The organism is Tardiphaga sp. 839_C3_N1_4, assembly GCF_051811045.1.
Lineage (GTDB): Bacteria > Pseudomonadota > Alphaproteobacteria > Rhizobiales > Xanthobacteraceae > Tardiphaga.
Window position 1 is genome coordinate 4,683,942 of record NZ_JBPWQD010000001.1, and the last position, 15,667, is coordinate 4,699,608.

The following is a 15,667-nucleotide window of genomic DNA, read 5'->3' on the forward strand; positions in this document are numbered from 1 at the left end:
GCCTGCCCCTGCGACAACCCGGTAGGACGGCAGATTATCACATCCAGATACTTAGTGGAGAACGTTCGCGCATTCTTCATTCTACTCCCGCCCTTCCTCATGCTCGCGGAATGTCGAGAGTCGCGACAGGAATGCCAGCATCAGTCCGATGCCGCAGATCGAGAATAGCATCGTGAAAATCTTGGCGATGGCGGTGGTCGGCGACAGCGTGGCGTCGCCGACGGTGGTGAGCGCCATCGCGCTGAAATAGGCGGCGTCGATCCACGGCCAGCCTTCCACGGCGTGAAAGAACACGGCGCCGCCGGTCATGGCGATGGCCAGCAGAAACAGGATCGCGCGAAATTCCGGATCGCGCAGGCCGCGGCGAAAGCCGGCCAGCAAGCGCACCAGACCAAGCCAGAGAGATGCCATCGCAGCGTTGCCCCCATGCGCCCGCGCGCAGGTTGGATGTCGCAGGATTCGATGACGTTTGGAAAGCGAAGATTGTTGGACGCCGCACGCCAACAAAAAACGCGGCGGGATGAACCGCCGCGTTTTCGTTTCTGCGATTGCCACCGCGCATCTGTGCGCAGCGCAGGCGCCTATTCGTCGTCGTCCTGCTTCTTGCCGCCGCCGATGCCCTTCAGCTTGGCGAACACGGCATCGACATTGAGGTCGTCGCGGCCGCCTTCGGCGGTCTCGAACTCGTCCTTGCGGGTGGTTTCCGAGGCCGGCAGCAGGGTGGCGCCTCCATAGGCCTGATCGGTCGGCTTTTCCTTGGCTGCGCGCTGCACTTCGAAATCGAGTTCGATCTGCGAGCACAGGCCGAGGGTCACCGGGTCCATCGGTGTCAGGGTCGAGGCATTCCAGTGGGTGCGATCGCGGATCGAGGCGATCGTGGTCTTGGTGGTGCCGACCAGACGCATGATCTGGCTGTCCTTGAGCTCCGGATGGCTGCGGACCAGCCACAGGATCGCGCTCGGGCGCTCATGGCGGCGCGACACCGGGGTGTAACGCGGGCCCTTCTTCTTGGCGGCCGGCGGCAGGATCACCTTGCTCTCTTCGAGCTTGAGCCGGTAATTCTTGTCCTTCTCGCCCTTTTCGATCTCATCGCGGGTCAATTGCCCGTTGGAAATCGGGTCCATGCCCTTGATGCCCTGGGCGGCGTCGCCGTCGGCAATGGCGCGGATCTCGAGCGGGTGCATCTTGGTGAAATCGGCGACCTGATCGAAGGTCAGCGCCGTATTGTCGACCAGCCACACGGCCGTCGCCTTTGGCATCAGCGGGGCATTGCTCATGGCACATCTCCTTTGCGCTTCGCCCACCTCTTTCGGAGGCGAAGCCGTCTGGTCATCGGTGATGACGGGAATTAAGGCTCTATATAATCTGTCCGAGGGCAACCGCGCAATGCCCGGCAGTTCGGCCTTGACAGCGCCGCAAACCGGCCCCAAGTCCTTATTCAGACAAGCTCTTTGGCTGAATTTTGCCAATCTGACCCATCGCACCTGCCATTTTGGTGCCCAGGCCCCTGGATCGCCCCGATATGACGAGCAAACCGTCCCTGAAAATCGTTCTTTGTTCGCCGCGTGGCTTCTGTGCCGGCGTGGTTCGGGCGATCGATACGGTCGAACGCGCACTCGCGATCCATGGCGCGCCCGTCTATGTCCGGCATGAGATCGTCCATAACAAGTATGTGGTGGACAGCCTCAGGACCAAGGGCGCGATCTTCGTCGAGGAACTCGCCGAAATCCCGGACAATACCTCCGCGCCGGTAGTATTTTCCGCCCATGGCGTGCCGAAATCAGTTCCCGAGGATGCTCGTCAGCGCAATTTCTTCTCGCTGGACGCAACCTGCCCGCTGGTGACCAAGGTGCACCGCGAGGCGGCGATCCACTTCAAGCGCGGTCGCGAGATCCTGCTGATCGGGCATTCGCATCACCCGGAAGTGGTCGGCACCGTCGGCCAGCTGCCGCCTGGTGCTGTGCAGCTCATCGAGACGGCTGGTGACGCACAGACCTTCCAGCCGAAGGATCCGAACAATCTCGCTTTCGTGACCCAGACGACGCTGTCGATCGACGACACCGCCGAGATCGTCGAAGTGCTGAAGAGCCGCTTCCCCACGATCAACGGGCCGCACAAGGAAGACATCTGCTACGCCACCACCAACCGCCAGCTTGCCGTGAAGAAGGTGGCGCCGGTGGTCGATGCGCTGATCGTGGTCGGCGCGCCGAACTCGTCGAACTCGCAGCGTCTGCGCGAAGTGGCCGAGCGCGAGGGATGTCGCGTCTCGGTGCTGGCGCAGCGCGCGAGCGATCTCGACTGGAGCATGTTCGAGGGCATCACCAGCCTCGGCATCACCGCGGGCGCCTCGGCGCCGGAAGTGATCGTCGAAGAGATCATGGATGCCTTCGCGCAGCGTTATGAGCTGCATGTGGAAACGGTGTCGGCTGCTGAAGAAAACGAATTCTTCCCGCTGCCGCGTTCGCTGCGTCCCGAGGCCGCGGCGTAACCGCGATGGCGGTCTATACCGATGTTGCCGCCGATGATCTCGCGGACTTCCTGAAAAGCTACGATGTCGGCGAATTGCTCTCCTACAAGGGCATCGCCGAAGGCGTCGAGAATTCCAACTTCCTGATGCACACCTCCAAGGGCGCGTATATCCTCACGCTCTATGAGAAGCGCGTCGCGGCGGATGACCTTCCATATTTTCTGGGCCTGATGGCGCATCTCTGCGCGCGCGGCGTGAATTGTCCGCAGCCGCAGAAGAATCGCGACGGCGCGGTTTACTCGTCGCTCGCGGGACGGCCTGCGGCGATCATCAACTTCCTCGAAGGCATGTGGCCGCGCCGTCCCAACGCGATGCATTGCGCCGGTGTCGGCGAAGCGCTGGCGAAGATGCATGTCGCCGGGCGCGATTTCCCGCTGGTGCGCAAGAACAACCTGTCGGTCGATGGCTGGCGCGGTTTGCTCGCACTCGCGGCACCGCGCGCCGATACGGTTCAGCCCGGGCTGCGCGCTTTCCTGCAGACCGAACTCGACCATCTTGCCGCGCATTGGCCAAGCGATCTGCCGGAAGGTGTGATCCATGCGGATCTGTTTCCGGACAACGTGTTCTTTCTCGGCGACAAGCTCTCCGGCCTGATCGACTTCCCGTTCGCCTGCAATGACATGCTGGCCTACGACGTGGCGATCTGCCTGAACGCCTGGTGCTTCGAGCCGGACCTGTCGTTCAATGCCACCAAGGCGCGCGCTTTCCTCAATGCCTATGAGGCGGTGCGTCCGTTGACCGGTGCCGAGCGCGCGGCGTTTCCGCTGCTGGCGCGCGGTGCGTCGATCCGCTTCCTGCTGACGCGGCTGGTGGATTTCCTCAATGTGCCGGAAGGCGCCTTCGTGAAGCCGAAGGATCCGGTCGAGTATGTCCGCAAGCTGCGCTTCCACCAGTCGGTGAGGTCGATGGCCGACTACGGCGTCGAAGCGGCGAGGCAGCCCGCGTGACCGCTGCGACGCCTGTGACGATCTATACGGACGGCGCCTGCTCCGGAAATCCCGGCCCCGGCGGTTGGGGCGCGATCCTTCGTTTCGGCGATGCCGAGAAGGAGCTCAAGGGCGGCGAGGCGCACACCACCAACAACCGCATGGAGCTGATGGCGGCGATCTCGGCGCTGGAAGCGCTGAAGAAGCCGTGTTCGGTGGATCTGCACACCGACAGCCAGTATCTGCGCAACGGCATCATGAGCTGGATTCACGGCTGGAAGAAAAACGGCTGGAAGACGTCGGACAAGAAGCCGGTGAAGAATGTCGACCTGTGGCAGCGGCTCGATGCTGCGCTGAAGACCCATGACGTGCGCTGGCACTGGGTCAAGGGCCATGCCGGCCACGCCGAGAACGAACGCGCGGATCAGCTGTCGCGGGACGGGCTGGCGGAGAATCGCGGCAGGTAGAAGCGGACGGCATTTTGCGCTGACTGCACCCGCGGCGAAGACGTGGATGGCCGGGACAAGCCCGGCCATGACGAAGTTCGTGGTTCTCTAATCGAAGATCTCAGCTCAGAGCTGACCGAGCAGGGTGTCGCCGCCGGAGACTTCGACCTTTCCCGGTGCCGGCTCGAGGTTGAGCTTGGTCACCTTGCCGTCTTCCACCAGCATCGAATAGCGATGCGAGCGGATGCCGAGGCCGTTGCCCGATGCGTCGAGCTCCATGCCGATCGCCTTGGTGAAGTCGGCATTGCCGTCGGCGAGGAACACCGCTTCGTCGCGCAGGTCGGTGTCTTTCTTCCAGGCGTTCATCACGAACACATCGTTGACGGAGATGATCGCGATGGTGTCGACGCCCTTGTCCTTGATGGCATAGGCGTTGAGGAAGATGCTCGGCAGATGCATCTTGTGGCAGGTGCCGGTATAGGCGCCGGGGACGGCGAACAGCGCCACTTTCTTGCCCTTGAAGATGTCGTCGGTGGTCTTCACGGCCGGACCTTCGGAGGTCATGACACGGAGCTTGGACTCGGGCAGCTTGTCGCCAACTTGAATGGTCATCGTCGGTCTCTCCTGAAAGTAAGGGTGAGTGTGTTTAGACCGGCTGCATGACGCGGGCAATATTATGTGCTGCGCAAAACTTGGCCTGCGGCGCGCATCATGATGATGTCATCCGCCGAAGCCGCCGGCATCCAGAAACGCCTGTTCCTCCGCAGTGGTGCTGCGCCCCAGCACCCGGTTACGGTGGGGGAAACGGCCGAAGCGCCGGATGATGTCGGCGTGCTCGTCGGCATATTTCAGATTGTCGGTCTCGCCGGTGGCGCGAAACAGCGCGCAGCAGCGCTCCTGATCGGCGAGGTCTTCCGAATGCATCAGCGGCATATAGACGAACTGCTGCATCTGCTGGTCGACGCGCTGATCGACGCCGTGTGCGACGGCCCTGATCGTGAGGTCGCAAGCGAGGCGATCGCTGGAAAAGGCACGTGCGTCGTTGCGGAACATGTTGCGGGGAAACTGGTCGAATACAAGGATCAGCGCGAGCGTGCCCTCGTCACTTGCTTCCCAGGATGCAAGGCCGCCGGCGACGGCGTCATCCCACAGCGCGCGGAAGCGGCGGGTGATCTCGGCATCGAAATCGTCGTCCTTGGCGTACCAGCGCTCCCAGCCGGCGTCTGTCCAGAAGGCGATGATGTCGGCGGGAGTCGTTGCAGTCATGCTGAAGTCCATAGGGTGGGCCATGGGAAAGCGGGCCCACCCTATAGCAGTGCGTCAGGCCGCTGAGGCCTGCTTCTTCTCGTCGCGGAGTTCGCGGCGCAGGATCTTGCCGACATTGGTCTTCGGCAGAGCGGTGCGGAATTCGATCTGTTTCGGCACCTTGTAGTTGGTGAGCTGGGTGCCGCAGAACTTGATGATGTCCTCGGCGGTGACGTTCGGGTCCTTCTTGACGACGAAGGCCTTCACCGCCTCGGTGGTCTTCGGATCGGGCACGCCGATCACGGCGCATTCCAGCACGCCGGGATGGCTGGCGATGACGTCCTCGACCTCGTTCGGATAGACGTTGAAGCCCGAGACCAGCACCATGTCCTTCTTGCGATCCACGATCTTGGTGAAACCGTCGGGGCTCATGATGCCGATATCGCCGGTGCGGAAGAAACCATCCGCGGTCATCACCTTGGCGGTCTCATCCGGCCGGTTCCAGTAGCCCGACATGATCTGCGGACCCTTGGCGCAAATCTCGCCGGGCTCGCCGAGCGGGACTTCATTGCCGTCGTCGTCGCGGATCGAGATGTAGGTCGATGGCACCGGCACGCCGATGGAGCCGTTGAACTGATCGACATCGGCCGGGTTGCAGGTCAGCGTCGGCGAGGTTTCCGACAGGCCGTAGCCTTCGGCAACGAAGCAGCCGGTCGTCTTCAGCCACCGTTCGGCCACGGCCTTCTGCACCGCCATGCCGCCGCCATTGGAAATCTTCAGCTTGGAGAAATCCACCTGGTCGAAACCGGGCGTATTCAGCAGGCCGTTATAGAGCGTGTTGACGGCCGGGAAGCTGTTGACCTGATACTTCATCAGCTCCTTCACGAAGCCCGGCATATCGCGCGGGTTCGGGATCAGGAGGTTGACGCCGCCGGCGCGCACGGCAAGCAGGAAGCAGGCCGTCAGTGCGAAGATATGATAGAGCGGCAGCGCGCAGACGATGAACAGCTGGTCCACATGCGGCGGCTTGCGCAGCGCCGGCTGCAGCCAGGCATCATTCTGGAGCACATTGGCCAGGATGTTGCGATGGCGCAGCGTGGCGCCCTTGGAGACGCCGGTGGTGCCGCCGGTATATTGCAGGAAAGCGACATCGTCGGGCCCGAGCACCGGCTTCTTCATCTTCATGCTGCGGCCGGCGGAGACTGCATCGTTGAACCAGACGGCGCCCGGCAATTCGTAAGCCGGCACCATCTTCTTCACGCGGCGGACCACGAGATTGACGATCACACCCTTGAAGCCGAGCATGTCGCCCATGCTGCCAAGGATGACGTGTTTCACATTGGTTTTGGCGATCACCTGCTGCACCGTGGAGGCGAAGTTCTCCAGCACGATGATGGCTTCGGCACCGGAATCCTTGAGCTGATGCTCAAGCTCGCGCGGAGTGTAGAGCGGGTTGACGTTGACCACGGCATAGCCGGCGCGCAGCACCGCGGAGGTGGCGATCGGATATTGCAGCACGTTGGGCATCATCAGCGCGACGCGGGCGCCCTTGGCGAGGCCCTTGCTCTGCAGATAGGCGCCGAGCGCCAGGGACATTTCGTCGAGCTCACGATAGGTGATCGACTTGTCCATGCAGATGAAGGCTTTGCGATCGCGGAATTTGGCAAAGCTCTCTTCGAGCAGATCGACCAGCGACGGATACAGGCTGACGTCGATGTCGGCTGGCACGCCTGCCGGATATTGTTTGAGCCAGATGCGCTCCATGACACTTCCCCCTCGATTTGATTATTTCGTCGAAGTATTGAGCAAAGCTGCCCTTGATAGCAAGGCGCGGCGCAACATGACGCGGCCGGAAACCGGCTGCGTTAACGATGATAGTTGAGCCTTGTCGACGAAGGTCTAAGTGCGCGGAGCTGCCGCAGCCGGCTTGGCTTCGCCGGTGGTAGCCTTCGGTGCGGGTTTGGCCGCTGCCTTCGGCTTGGCCGGCGTTGTGGCCGGAGTGGCGGTGGCTGCCGTGGCAGGCTTGCCGGCTGCAGGTTTGGCTGCCGCTGCAGGCTTTGGCGCGGCTGCATCGGGCTTGACTGCTGCCTGTTTGGAGGCGGCGGGTTTGGCCGCAGGCTTGGCGGCTGGTTTCGCCTCGGCCGATGCTGCGGTTTTGGCGTCCTTGGTGTCGGCTGCCGCGTCAGGCTTCTTGGCGGCGGTCTTGGTGCCCTTCTTGCCCTTGGGCTTCGGTGTCTGCCGGGCTTCCTCCACCGCATTGGCGGCGATCAGGTCGGTCCCGACTTTCTTCGGTCCGGTATAGACGATCACCGGTTCGACCGGCGCGGCGGCTGCGGCGATCATGTCGACCGGGCGCAGCGTTGGCGGCTGCAGGCCGGCGGTGAAGAACGACATGGCCTGGCTGCCGGCTTCGTTGCTGGCGACGACTTCGTCATCGGCATCGCTGGCCGGGCGCTTGCGCTTCGGTCCGCACATTTCGTCGCGCAGGTTCGGAGGCGCGGCGTCGATCGGCGCGAGCGCGTCCACGGTGCCGAGGGCCGGACGCAGCCAGGTGAGGCCGCCGGCGCCATTGTTGAAGCCGCGCTCCAGGAGCTGCGCCGCCTTGACGGCACGGGCCTGGCCGGACGAGGCGCCGAGCACCACCGCGATCAGCCGCTTGTTGCCGCGGGTGGCGGTGGCGACGAGATTGTAGCCGGAGGCGCAGATGAAACCGGTCTTCATGCCGTCGGCGCCGGGATAGCGGCCGATCAGCTTGTTGAAGTTCGGCGTGATGCGGCGGCCGAATTTGATCGCAGGAATGTGGACGAAATATTCGTATTCCGGCAGGTCATGGATGATCGCGCGGGCGAGGATCGCAAGATCGCGCGCCGATGTGACCTGACCATCGGCCGGCAGGCCGTTCGGATTGACGTAGTTGGTCTGCGTCATGCCGAGCTTCTGCGCGGTGGCATTCATCATTGCCGAGAAACCGTCGACAGAACCGCCAACGCCTTCAGCGAGCACGACGGCCATATCATTGGCCGACTTCACCATCATCATCTTCAACGCGTTGTCGATGGTGACCTGCGTGCCGGCGTTGAATCCCATCTTCGACGGCGACTGCGCCGCGGCGATCGGCGACACCGTGACTACCGTATCGAGGCTGATGCGTCCCTGCTTCACCGCCTGCAGCGTGACATAGGTCGTCATCAGCTTGGTGACGGAGGCGGGATACCACGGATAGGTCGCGTTTTCGGCCTGCAGCACCTTGCCGGTATCGGCTTCGACGACAAGCAGCGCTTCAGCGCTCGCAGCGCGAGGCGCGGCCACGCCGAGTGCAAGTGCCGCGGCGAGAACGAACCAGTTGAGTGATAGCAGGCGGCGCGATGCGAAGTGAAACTGCACTATCCGATTCCGGTCCTTTGCGGCCCGCCTGCAGTGCCGTGACACCGCGCGCAGCAATTCTTGGATTTGAGGTTCGGGGCTCTCAGGTCGGTTTGGCGTCACGCGGTGACAGAAGCAAACCTATACCGGCCGGGAGCATCAGAACAGTGGCGAGCGGGTTAAATCGGTGATGAAAGGGGCCAAATTTCGGCCGTTCTCCCAAAGCCTTCACTTCCCCAGGTCTTCACTTCTCCAAAGACTTCACAGCGGCTGGGCGGCGTCCGGCAGGGCCATGCTGGCGCGTGCGTCCTCCTGAACCATGAACTGGGCGGCGGCCAGACTGGCGAAATAGCCGCCCTGCATCACGAGTTCGTCAAAAGTTCCCGCTTCGATCACGCGGCCGTTCTCGAATACCAGAATGCGCGTGGCGTTGCGGATGGTAGACAGTCTGTGCGCGATCACGAAGGTCGTGCGGCCTTTCATCACTTCATCGAGAGCGACGTTGAGCTTGGCCTCGGTCACGGCGTCGAGCGCGCTGGTGGCCTCGTCGAGGATCAGGATCGGCGGGTCCTTCAGCAGTGCACGGGCGATCGACAGCCGTTGCCGCTCGCCACCGGACAGCATGCGGCCACGTTCGCCGGCATTGGTGTTGAAACCGTTATCGCTGCGCTCGATGAAATCGAGCGCCTGGGCGCGGGCGGCGGCAATGCGCAGCTCTTCATCGGTCGCGTCCGGTTTGCCGACGCGCAGATTGTCGGCGATGGAGCGATTGAACAGCAGCGCCTCCTGGAACACGACGCCGATGTTCCGGCGCAGGCCCGACAGCGTGAGTGCACGGATATCCATGCCGTCGATCGAGATGATGCCGGATTGCGGATCGAAGGCCCGGTGCAGCAGTGCGATGGCCGTGGATTTGCCGGCGCCTGTGGCGCCGACGAGGGCGATGGTCTGGCCGGGCAGGGCCGTGAAGGACAGATCCGCGATGGCCGGCCGCTTGCCGTCATAGGAGAACGACACGTCGTTGAATTCCACCATGCCTTGCAGCCGGCCGGGATCCATGGCGTCGATGCGGTCCCGTACGGCAGGCACGGCATCGAGGACGTTCATGAAATCGCGCAGCCGCGGCGCTTCCATGAAGATGGTGTTGATGAAGGAGACCACCTGTTCGAGCTTCTGGATCAGCATCGTCGCAAAGGAGACGAACATCACGATCTCGCCCACGGTGGTGAGACCCTGCTGATGCAGCGCGATGCCGACGGTGAAGATGGCCAGCACCGTGATGGTGGTGGAGGCGCGCGTCATCACCGAGACCAGGGCCCACCATGACAGCACCGGCATCTGCTTTTCGAGCAACTGGCTGGAGACGCCGCGCAGGCCTTGCACCTCGGCATCGATGCGCGTGAAGCTCTGCACCAGCGCGACATTGCCCAGCGCATCGGACGCGCGCGCGGAAAGGTCGCCGTAATGCTCCTCGACGTCGCTCTGCATGCCCGACGTCTTGCGCACGACCATGGTGGTCAGCACCGTGAACACGACGCAGAGGATTACGAGCAGGATGGCCAGCCGCCAGTTCAGATAGATCGACAGCGGCAGCAGGACGAGCAGCGAGACGATGGAGGCGAAGTGCTCGCGGAAGAAGCCGAGCCAGACGCGCCACAGGGCATCGGTGCCGGCCAGCATCACTTTCATCAGGCGCCCTGAATGCGTACCGGTGTGGAAGGTCAGCGGCAATTGCATGATGTGTTCGAAGTAATCGGTCAGCACCGCCTGGCGCTGGCGATGCGCGAGGCGATCCGCATGAAGCGCAACCACCGCGCCGCAGACGATGGTGAACAGGCCGAACGCAACCCAGGCCGCCAGCAGTGGCCAGGGCGATGCGCTGTCCGTCTGCATCGCGGCCGTCGAGAGATTGCCCGAGAGCACGTCGATGATCCGGCCGAACAGCACCGGTTCGGCGAATTGCGCGCCGGCTAGCAGCAGGTTGGCGCCCGCAAGGATCCAGCCGAGGCGCTTCTCCTTGCCGAGCAGCTCCAGCACACGGGTGTAAAGACGGATCATGGGAGGTCACTCAGCGCAGCGCGAACGGGATAACCGATTGCGCATAGTCTAGGCGGGGATGGCAGCCGAATACAGCTTCGGGAAAAGTTGTTCAGTTGAACTTCTTCAGTTGAACTTCTTCAGTTGATCTTGCGGCCGACCGAGCCCGGCAGGAAGCTGTCGTCGAAGATGTCCGCGGCTGAGGGGCGCTTCTTGAAGGTAAAATCTTCGGCGATCTCGTCGAGCGACGCCTCAAAGCGTGCGGCGTCGATGCCACCCAGCCCGTCGCGGCGGACGTCGTCGGTCAGGATATTGTCGGTAATGGCAATGTGGAGCCGCGTCAGTTCGAGCTCGCGCGAACCATTCTCCATCTGGGTCATGACGTCGGTGATCGCCTTGGCCGGGTCCTGGATTGCCAACTGCGTCCCGGCGGTGACGGCACGAATGAATGCTTTCACGGCCTCGGGTCTGGCGGCAGCGAATTTCGGATTGACGATCAGCGCGAGGCCATAGGCGGCGGACCCGAAGTCGGCGAAACGAAACACTGCCAGGTCATCGGCGGGGACGCCGCGGTCGCGCAGGTTGACCGCCGAGAGATAGGAGAAGCCGGTGACCGCATCGACCTGACCGGCCGAGAGCATCGGTTCGCGCACCGCGGCGCTGATCCTCTCCTGTTTCACGGTTGCAAGCTTGATGTTGTTTCGCTTGGCCAGCGCCGGCCACAGCCGGATCGCCAGATCGCGGTCAGCGACCCCAAGCACTTTTCCTTCGAGGCTGCCGAGCGAGATCACGCCGCGGCTCTTGCGGGCGACGATGGCGTAGGGGGCTAGGTTGAGCAGCACGAAGACGGCTTTCACCGTCGCGGCATCGGAATCGCCGCGATAGCGGATCAACGCATTGAGATCGGCTAGCGCCATGTCGCAGGCACCGGAGGCGATCCGCGCGATGGCCTCCTTCGATCCTGCGGCCACGGTGGTCGTTACATTCAGGTTCTCGGCCCGGTACAGGCCGCGGGCATCGGCCAGCACGAAAGGTGCGGCAATCGCATCGACTGCGCGATCGAGCGCAAACTGGATATTGGTCGGTGTTTTGTCGTCAGCTGTCTTGTTGTCGTCGGCGGCCTGTCCCGATGACGCGCAAAAAGCGACGGAGCCCAGCGCACTCAGCGAGAGGAGGACATGCCGCCGGGAAATGTTGGTCGCGTTTCTGGGCATCAAGATACTTAACGACTGACGGACCGGCAGTTACCCCGCCGGGCATGTCTGATTGATGGCGCCATGGTGCGACATCTTGCGCGTCGTTTCTAACCGTAAAAGGCTGAACGGGAGATGACTGCCCCGATTTGGACACCGATCGTTCAGCTGCCGTTGGGGTTGGGGAACTCATAGTGGTCGAAGTGGTTGGCTATGCAGAGGCCCACAGGGCCAGACGACCACGGAGGACATTGAGATGTTCGTACGAAATGGATTGTTTAATAAGACTGGCCGCGCCGCCATCGTGGCGAGTGTTGCGGCCATGACTATCTCGGCAATTGCGCCGACCGGAGCAATCGCGGCGCCTGTCGCCAAGAACACAAGCCAGGCTGTTGCAACTCACGGCACCAGCGATGCGACCGATTTCAGCAGCGCGCGCCGTCGCTACTATCGCGGTGGCGGCAACGCTGCCGGCCTCGCGGCTTTTGGCGCCATCGTCGGCACCATTGGCGCAATCGCTGCCACGCAGAGCCGTCGCGACTATTACTACGATAATGGTCCGGGCTACGGCTACTACGGCGGTGGCCCAGCCTATTATGATGGCGGTCCTGCCTATTACGGTGGCGTACCGTATCGCGGCTACGGCGGTGGTCATGGTTACGATAATTCGCGTCGTATGACCTGGTAGTTCGCGATCGGTCACAACTTATTCCGTCATGCAACTGTCACTTAACTATCAAACGCCGGTCGCGCTTGCGGCCGGCGTTTGACGTCGTTGCAGACACTTGAATGCCAGCCGTTAACGCGCTGGCGACAGCTTTGAGATAGTGTAGTTGCATGAGTGATTCGCTCGACCGGCTTTATCAGGCGGTGATCGCGGCCAAGGATCTCGATCCATCGGTCTCGCGAACGGCCCGGCTTTATCAGCAGGGGCCGGAAAAGATGGCGAAGAAGCTGGCCGAGGAGGCCATCGAGGTCGTCATCGATGCGATCAACCGCAAGCCGGACGCCGTGATCCGTGAAAGCGCCGACCTTCTCTACAATTTGACTGTATTGTGGGCGGCCGCGGGTGTGCGTCCTGAGCAGGTCTGGGCCGAGATGAGCCGGCGTGAAGACATGCTCGGTATCGCCGAAAAGCTCCCGAAACCGCCGAAACGGCCCAAATCCATCGAGCAAAGCGCTGCACGGCGGCCAATTGTCGCGCTCGAAGGTCGTCGCCTTCGCAAGTTGAGTTGAGCTTTTCGTCTCGCGCGTGTCAGCCCAGCCATAGACAAATCGGCGTCAGGATGGTTCATCGCGGACCATGCTCAGACGAATGTATGACTGGTGTATCGACGCCGCCCACAAGCCCTATGCCCTCTGGATTTTGGGCATCGTGTCCTTCGCGGAAAGTTCGTTCTTTCCGGTGCCGCCGGATGTGATGCTGATTCCGATGGCGCTGGCCCGGCCACAGAAGGCCTGGCTCTATGCGGGCATTTGCACCATTACCTCAGTGCTCGGCGGCGTGGTGGGGTATCTCATCGGCGCGGTGCTGTATGACTCCGTCGGCCAATGGGTCATTCATTTCTACGGCTACGGCGACAAGGTCGAGGCATTCCGCGCCGGCTATGCCGAATATGGCGCATGGATCATCCTGCTGAAGGGGCTGACGCCGATCCCCTACAAGCTTGTCACCATCACGTCAGGCTTCGCCAACTATAATATCTGGATGTTCATCGCGCTGTCGGTGGTTGCCCGTGGCGTGCGCTTCTATGTCGTCGCCGTCCTGCTCAACCGCTACGGCGTGTGGATTCGCGAGACCATCGAAAAGCGTCTGGGTCTGTGGGTTGCGCTGGGCGTCGGCGTTCTGGTGCTCGGCTTCATCATCGCATTCCGGCTGTTCTAGATCAGGATGCTTCCCCCGGCGCAGGTGCCGGGATACATTTCGCATCATGTTCGATTTGACCTGTCTGTTTGCTCCGGTAACCCGCAACTGCGTCGTGGCTGCGATCGCGGCGCTGGCCGTCGGCGCAGCCACCGTGTGTGCCTGGTCGCAGGCCATGCAGCAGCAACCGGCGCCGCAGAAGTCGATCACGATTCAGGTCGTCCCGGCTCCCTCGGCGCCACCGCCGCCTGCCGCGGCCTTCGCGCCGGCGCCGATGGCTGAACAGGCGCCGCCGCCGTCACCGCCGCCCGCGCCTGAGAATCCCGGCCTGTTCAACGAGATCGGCAAGCTGTTCAAGAATTCCACTTCGCTGCTGCCGTCGCTGCCCGCCATGCCCTCGCTGGGGACTGACAGCCTGACCAAGCTGAACACGGTGGTGAAGGGGCGGGTCGCTTGCCCGGTCGCTGCCAATGGCGCACCGGACTGCAAGGCGGCCTCCGACAAGCTCTGTCAGAGCAAGGGCTTCAAGGACGGCAAGAGCCTCGACACCGACGCAGCGCAAAGCTGCTCGCCCAGGGCCATGATCCCCGGCCGCGCGCCGGAGCCGGGTGACTGCAAGACGGAAAATTACGTCACCCAGGCGCTCTGCCAGTAGGTCTATGCCGGCAACAGACCCGCTGCGCGATAGCTCTCGATGAGCGCGTCATAGAGCGAGACATCCGCGCGGCTTCTTGCCATCAGCTGGGCGCCGGTGATGGCGGCGAAGATGGCGCGCGCGCGTGGTTCGCTCTCCTCAGGGCTCGCGGCGGTCACAGCGGTGAGAACCTTGCTCAGCCATGCCACATTGATATCCGTGAAGGTCCGGATCTCTTTCTTCACTGGCTCCGGCAGGTCGTCATGTTCGGCGGCCATGAAGCTGCACAGGCACATGCGGTTGCCGCTCTCCAGCGCCTTGCGGAACGTGCCGGGATATTGGCGCAGGCACGCGGCCGGATCCTTGGACTCGGCCAGCAGTGCCTCCAGATAGGCCGCTGAATCCTCCCAATAACGCCTGGCGACGGCGGCGCCGAGATCGGCCTTGCTCGGGAAGTGGTGGTAGATGCTCGCAGCCTTGATGCCGACCTCTGCCGCGAGATCGCGGAAATTCAGGCCGCTATAGCCATGGGCCTGCGCGGTCAGTTTCGCTGCCGCCAGGATGGCTTCCCTGGAATTCGAACTCATATCCCGGTCTCACAACCTCGTGCTTGCGGCCTACCAAGTGATAGATAGGCGTTGACGCCGACAAATCAAAGCCGTAAATGCAGCCTACCAACTGATAGGTAGGAAGAATGATGAGCACTCAAATCACCAATGGCGACGCGACAAAGCTCCCGATGATGACGATTCACGATTGGAGCACGGGGCCTTACCCGGCGCGCGTTCGGATCGCGGTGGCCGAGAAGAAGCTTCGATCGCGCATAAATTTTGTGTCGGTCGATCTCACCAAAGGCGAACACAAGAAGCCCGCGTTTCTCGCCAAGAACTATTCCGGCACGTTGCCGGTGCTCGAACTCGACGACGGCACTTTCATTGCCGAATGCACGGCCATCACCGAGTATCTCGACGCGCTTGATGGCACCCCCACGCTCACGGGCGGCACGCCGCGCGAGAAGGGCTTGATTCACATGATGAGCAAGCGTGCCGAGCTGGAGCTGCTCGACGCCATTAGTGTCTATTTTCATCACGCGACACCGGGGCTCGGACCCAACGTCGAGATCTATCAAAATGCCGAGTGGGGTTTCCGCCAGCGTGACAAGGCGCTCAGGGGGATGGCGTACTTTGACGGGGTGCTGAAAAAGCAGCCGTTCATTGCCGGCGAGTTTTTCTCGATGGCCGATATCACGGTAATCGGCGGTTTGATCTTCGCCGGTCTCGTGAAGCTCGAGGTGCCTGCGGAGTACGAGGCTCTCCACGCCTGGTACGCAAGGATGAACGAGCGTCCCAGCGTCAAGAATCGTGTGACGATGTCAGAACCCGCTTGATCGGGCGCTTGCCGATAATCGATCAGTCATCCCGATAATGGGGCG

The 15,667-nt window shown here is 62.4% G+C and carries 17 protein-coding genes; 8 read left to right on the top strand and 9 right to left on the bottom strand.

Annotated features, from left to right (window positions below):
• Positions 1 to 81: 81 nt before the first annotated feature.
• Complete coding sequence (locus tag AB8A38_RS22385) at positions 82 to 411, bottom strand: potassium channel family protein (protein WP_089267679.1); 330 nt, start codon at positions 409 to 411, stop codon at positions 82 to 84.
• A gap of 170 nt (positions 412 to 581) precedes the next feature.
• Entirely contained in the window at positions 582 to 1,277 is a 696-nt protein-coding gene (locus AB8A38_RS22390) for a DUF1013 domain-containing protein (protein WP_439087439.1), read from the bottom strand.
• A 245-nt stretch (positions 1,278 to 1,522) separates the two neighbouring features.
• On the opposite strand from AB8A38_RS22390, the gene ispH reads away from it, so the two are divergent.
• Genes ispH through rnhA form a run of 3 tightly spaced genes read left to right on the top strand, consistent with a single transcriptional unit; the run spans position 1,523 to position 3,920 of the window.
• A complete protein-coding gene (ispH, locus tag AB8A38_RS22395) occupies positions 1,523 to 2,488 on the top strand; it encodes a 4-hydroxy-3-methylbut-2-enyl diphosphate reductase (protein WP_315844055.1) in 966 nt (321 codons plus the stop codon).
• A 5-nt stretch (positions 2,489 to 2,493) separates the two neighbouring features.
• Positions 2,494 to 3,474, top strand: a complete 981-nt coding sequence (locus AB8A38_RS22400; protein WP_439087440.1) for a homoserine kinase — start codon at positions 2,494 to 2,496, stop codon at positions 3,472 to 3,474.
• On the top strand, positions 3,471 to 3,920 hold the full coding sequence (gene rnhA, locus AB8A38_RS22405; protein ID WP_068729317.1) for a ribonuclease HI: 450 nt from the start codon (positions 3,471 to 3,473) through the stop codon (positions 3,918 to 3,920). The genes AB8A38_RS22400 and rnhA overlap by 4 nt, the downstream gene beginning before the upstream one ends.
• A 105-nt stretch (positions 3,921 to 4,025) precedes the next feature.
• On the opposite strand, the gene AB8A38_RS22410 is transcribed toward rnhA, so the two are convergent.
• From AB8A38_RS22410 to AB8A38_RS22435, 6 genes are all read right to left on the bottom strand, one after another.
• Entirely contained in the window at positions 4,026 to 4,511 is a 486-nt protein-coding gene (locus AB8A38_RS22410; RefSeq protein ID WP_089267673.1) for a peroxiredoxin, read from the bottom strand.
• A 108-nt stretch (positions 4,512 to 4,619) separates the two neighbouring features.
• Positions 4,620 to 5,165: a DUF924 family protein gene (locus AB8A38_RS22415; protein WP_439087441.1), complete on the bottom strand. Its 546-nt coding sequence runs from the start codon at positions 5,163 to 5,165 to the stop codon at positions 4,620 to 4,622.
• Positions 5,166 to 5,219: 54 nt separating this feature from the next.
• Positions 5,220 to 6,908 carry a long-chain fatty acid--CoA ligase gene (locus tag AB8A38_RS22420; RefSeq protein ID WP_315844052.1) on the bottom strand — a complete coding sequence of 563 codons (1,689 nt, stop codon included), beginning with the start codon at positions 6,906 to 6,908 and terminating at the stop codon, positions 5,220 to 5,222.
• 135 nt (positions 6,909 to 7,043) lie between these two features.
• Complete coding sequence (locus AB8A38_RS22425) at positions 7,044 to 8,528, bottom strand: D-alanyl-D-alanine carboxypeptidase family protein (protein WP_439087442.1); 1,485 nt, start codon at positions 8,526 to 8,528, stop codon at positions 7,044 to 7,046.
• Positions 8,529 to 8,768: 240 nt separating this feature from the next.
• Positions 8,769 to 10,565 carry a glucan ABC transporter ATP-binding protein/ permease gene (locus AB8A38_RS22430; RefSeq protein WP_315844051.1) on the bottom strand — a complete coding sequence of 599 codons (1,797 nt, stop codon included), beginning with the start codon at positions 10,563 to 10,565 and terminating at the stop codon, positions 8,769 to 8,771.
• Between the two features lie 119 nt (positions 10,566 to 10,684).
• Positions 10,685 to 11,758: an ABC transporter substrate-binding protein gene (locus AB8A38_RS22435; RefSeq protein WP_439087443.1), complete on the bottom strand. Its 1,074-nt coding sequence runs from the start codon at positions 11,756 to 11,758 to the stop codon at positions 10,685 to 10,687.
• 235 nt (positions 11,759 to 11,993) lie between these two features.
• Here AB8A38_RS22435 and AB8A38_RS22440 point away from each other — a divergent pair, with 235 nt between their 5' ends.
• The 4 genes from AB8A38_RS22440 to AB8A38_RS22455 all read left to right on the top strand — a co-directional run bounded on the left by AB8A38_RS22440 (position 11,994) and on the right by AB8A38_RS22455 (position 14,256).
• On the top strand, positions 11,994 to 12,425 hold the full coding sequence (locus AB8A38_RS22440) for a hypothetical protein (RefSeq protein ID WP_439087444.1): 432 nt from the start codon (positions 11,994 to 11,996) through the stop codon (positions 12,423 to 12,425).
• Between the two features lie 149 nt (positions 12,426 to 12,574).
• Entirely contained in the window at positions 12,575 to 12,973 is a 399-nt protein-coding gene (hisE, locus tag AB8A38_RS22445; RefSeq protein ID WP_089267666.1) for a phosphoribosyl-ATP diphosphatase, read from the top strand.
• Between the two features lie 67 nt (positions 12,974 to 13,040).
• The gene (locus AB8A38_RS22450; RefSeq protein ID WP_439087445.1) at positions 13,041 to 13,622 is read left to right on the top strand and encodes a YqaA family protein; all 582 of its coding nucleotides are present in this window, start codon (positions 13,041 to 13,043) and stop codon (positions 13,620 to 13,622) included.
• A gap of 46 nt (positions 13,623 to 13,668) precedes the next feature.
• A complete protein-coding gene (locus AB8A38_RS22455) occupies positions 13,669 to 14,256 on the top strand; it encodes a hypothetical protein (RefSeq protein ID WP_439087446.1) in 588 nt (195 codons plus the stop codon).
• A 2-nt stretch (positions 14,257 to 14,258) separates the two neighbouring features.
• On the opposite strand, the gene AB8A38_RS22460 is transcribed toward AB8A38_RS22455, so the two are convergent.
• Entirely contained in the window at positions 14,259 to 14,822 is a 564-nt protein-coding gene (locus tag AB8A38_RS22460) for a TetR/AcrR family transcriptional regulator (protein WP_439087447.1), read from the bottom strand.
• 155 nt (positions 14,823 to 14,977) lie between these two features.
• On the opposite strand from AB8A38_RS22460, the gene AB8A38_RS22465 reads away from it, so the two are divergent.
• Positions 14,978 to 15,622 (top strand): glutathione S-transferase, encoded by a 645-nt coding sequence (locus tag AB8A38_RS22465; RefSeq protein ID WP_439088586.1) that lies wholly within the window; start codon positions 14,978 to 14,980, stop codon positions 15,620 to 15,622.
• The last annotated feature ends 45 nt before the right edge of the window (positions 15,623 to 15,667 follow it).

Excerpts from the sequence above, each read along its gene's own strand:
- AB8A38_RS22385 (WP_089267679.1), bottom strand. The coding sequence starts at position 411 with ATGGCATCTCTCTGGCTTGGTCTGGTGCGCTTGCTGGCCGGCTTTCGC.
- AB8A38_RS22390 (WP_439087439.1), bottom strand. The coding sequence starts at position 1,277 with ATGAGCAATGCCCCGCTGATGCCAAAGGCGACGGCCGTGTGGCTGGTC.
- ispH (WP_315844055.1), top strand. The coding sequence starts at position 1,523 with ATGACGAGCAAACCGTCCCTGAAAATCGTTCTTTGTTCGCCGCGTGGC.
- AB8A38_RS22400 (WP_439087440.1), top strand. The coding sequence starts at position 2,494 with ATGGCGGTCTATACCGATGTTGCCGCCGATGATCTCGCGGACTTCCTG.
- AB8A38_RS22410 (WP_089267673.1), bottom strand. The coding sequence starts at position 4,511 with ATGACCATTCAAGTTGGCGACAAGCTGCCCGAGTCCAAGCTCCGTGTC.
- AB8A38_RS22415 (WP_439087441.1), bottom strand. The coding sequence starts at position 5,165 with ATGACTGCAACGACTCCCGCCGACATCATCGCCTTCTGGACAGACGCC.
- AB8A38_RS22420 (WP_315844052.1), bottom strand. The coding sequence starts at position 6,908 with ATGGAGCGCATCTGGCTCAAACAATATCCGGCAGGCGTGCCAGCCGAC.
- AB8A38_RS22430 (WP_315844051.1), bottom strand. The coding sequence starts at position 10,565 with ATGATCCGTCTTTACACCCGTGTGCTGGAGCTGCTCGGCAAGGAGAAG.
- AB8A38_RS22435 (WP_439087443.1), bottom strand. The coding sequence starts at position 11,758 with ATGCCCAGAAACGCGACCAACATTTCCCGGCGGCATGTCCTCCTCTCG.
- AB8A38_RS22440 (WP_439087444.1), top strand. The coding sequence starts at position 11,994 with ATGTTCGTACGAAATGGATTGTTTAATAAGACTGGCCGCGCCGCCATC.
- hisE (WP_089267666.1), top strand. The coding sequence starts at position 12,575 with ATGAGTGATTCGCTCGACCGGCTTTATCAGGCGGTGATCGCGGCCAAG.
- AB8A38_RS22450 (WP_439087445.1), top strand. The coding sequence starts at position 13,041 with ATGCTCAGACGAATGTATGACTGGTGTATCGACGCCGCCCACAAGCCC.
- AB8A38_RS22455 (WP_439087446.1), top strand. The coding sequence starts at position 13,669 with ATGTTCGATTTGACCTGTCTGTTTGCTCCGGTAACCCGCAACTGCGTC.
- AB8A38_RS22460 (WP_439087447.1), bottom strand. The coding sequence starts at position 14,822 with ATGAGTTCGAATTCCAGGGAAGCCATCCTGGCGGCAGCGAAACTGACC.
- AB8A38_RS22465 (WP_439088586.1), top strand. The coding sequence starts at position 14,978 with ATGACGATTCACGATTGGAGCACGGGGCCTTACCCGGCGCGCGTTCGG.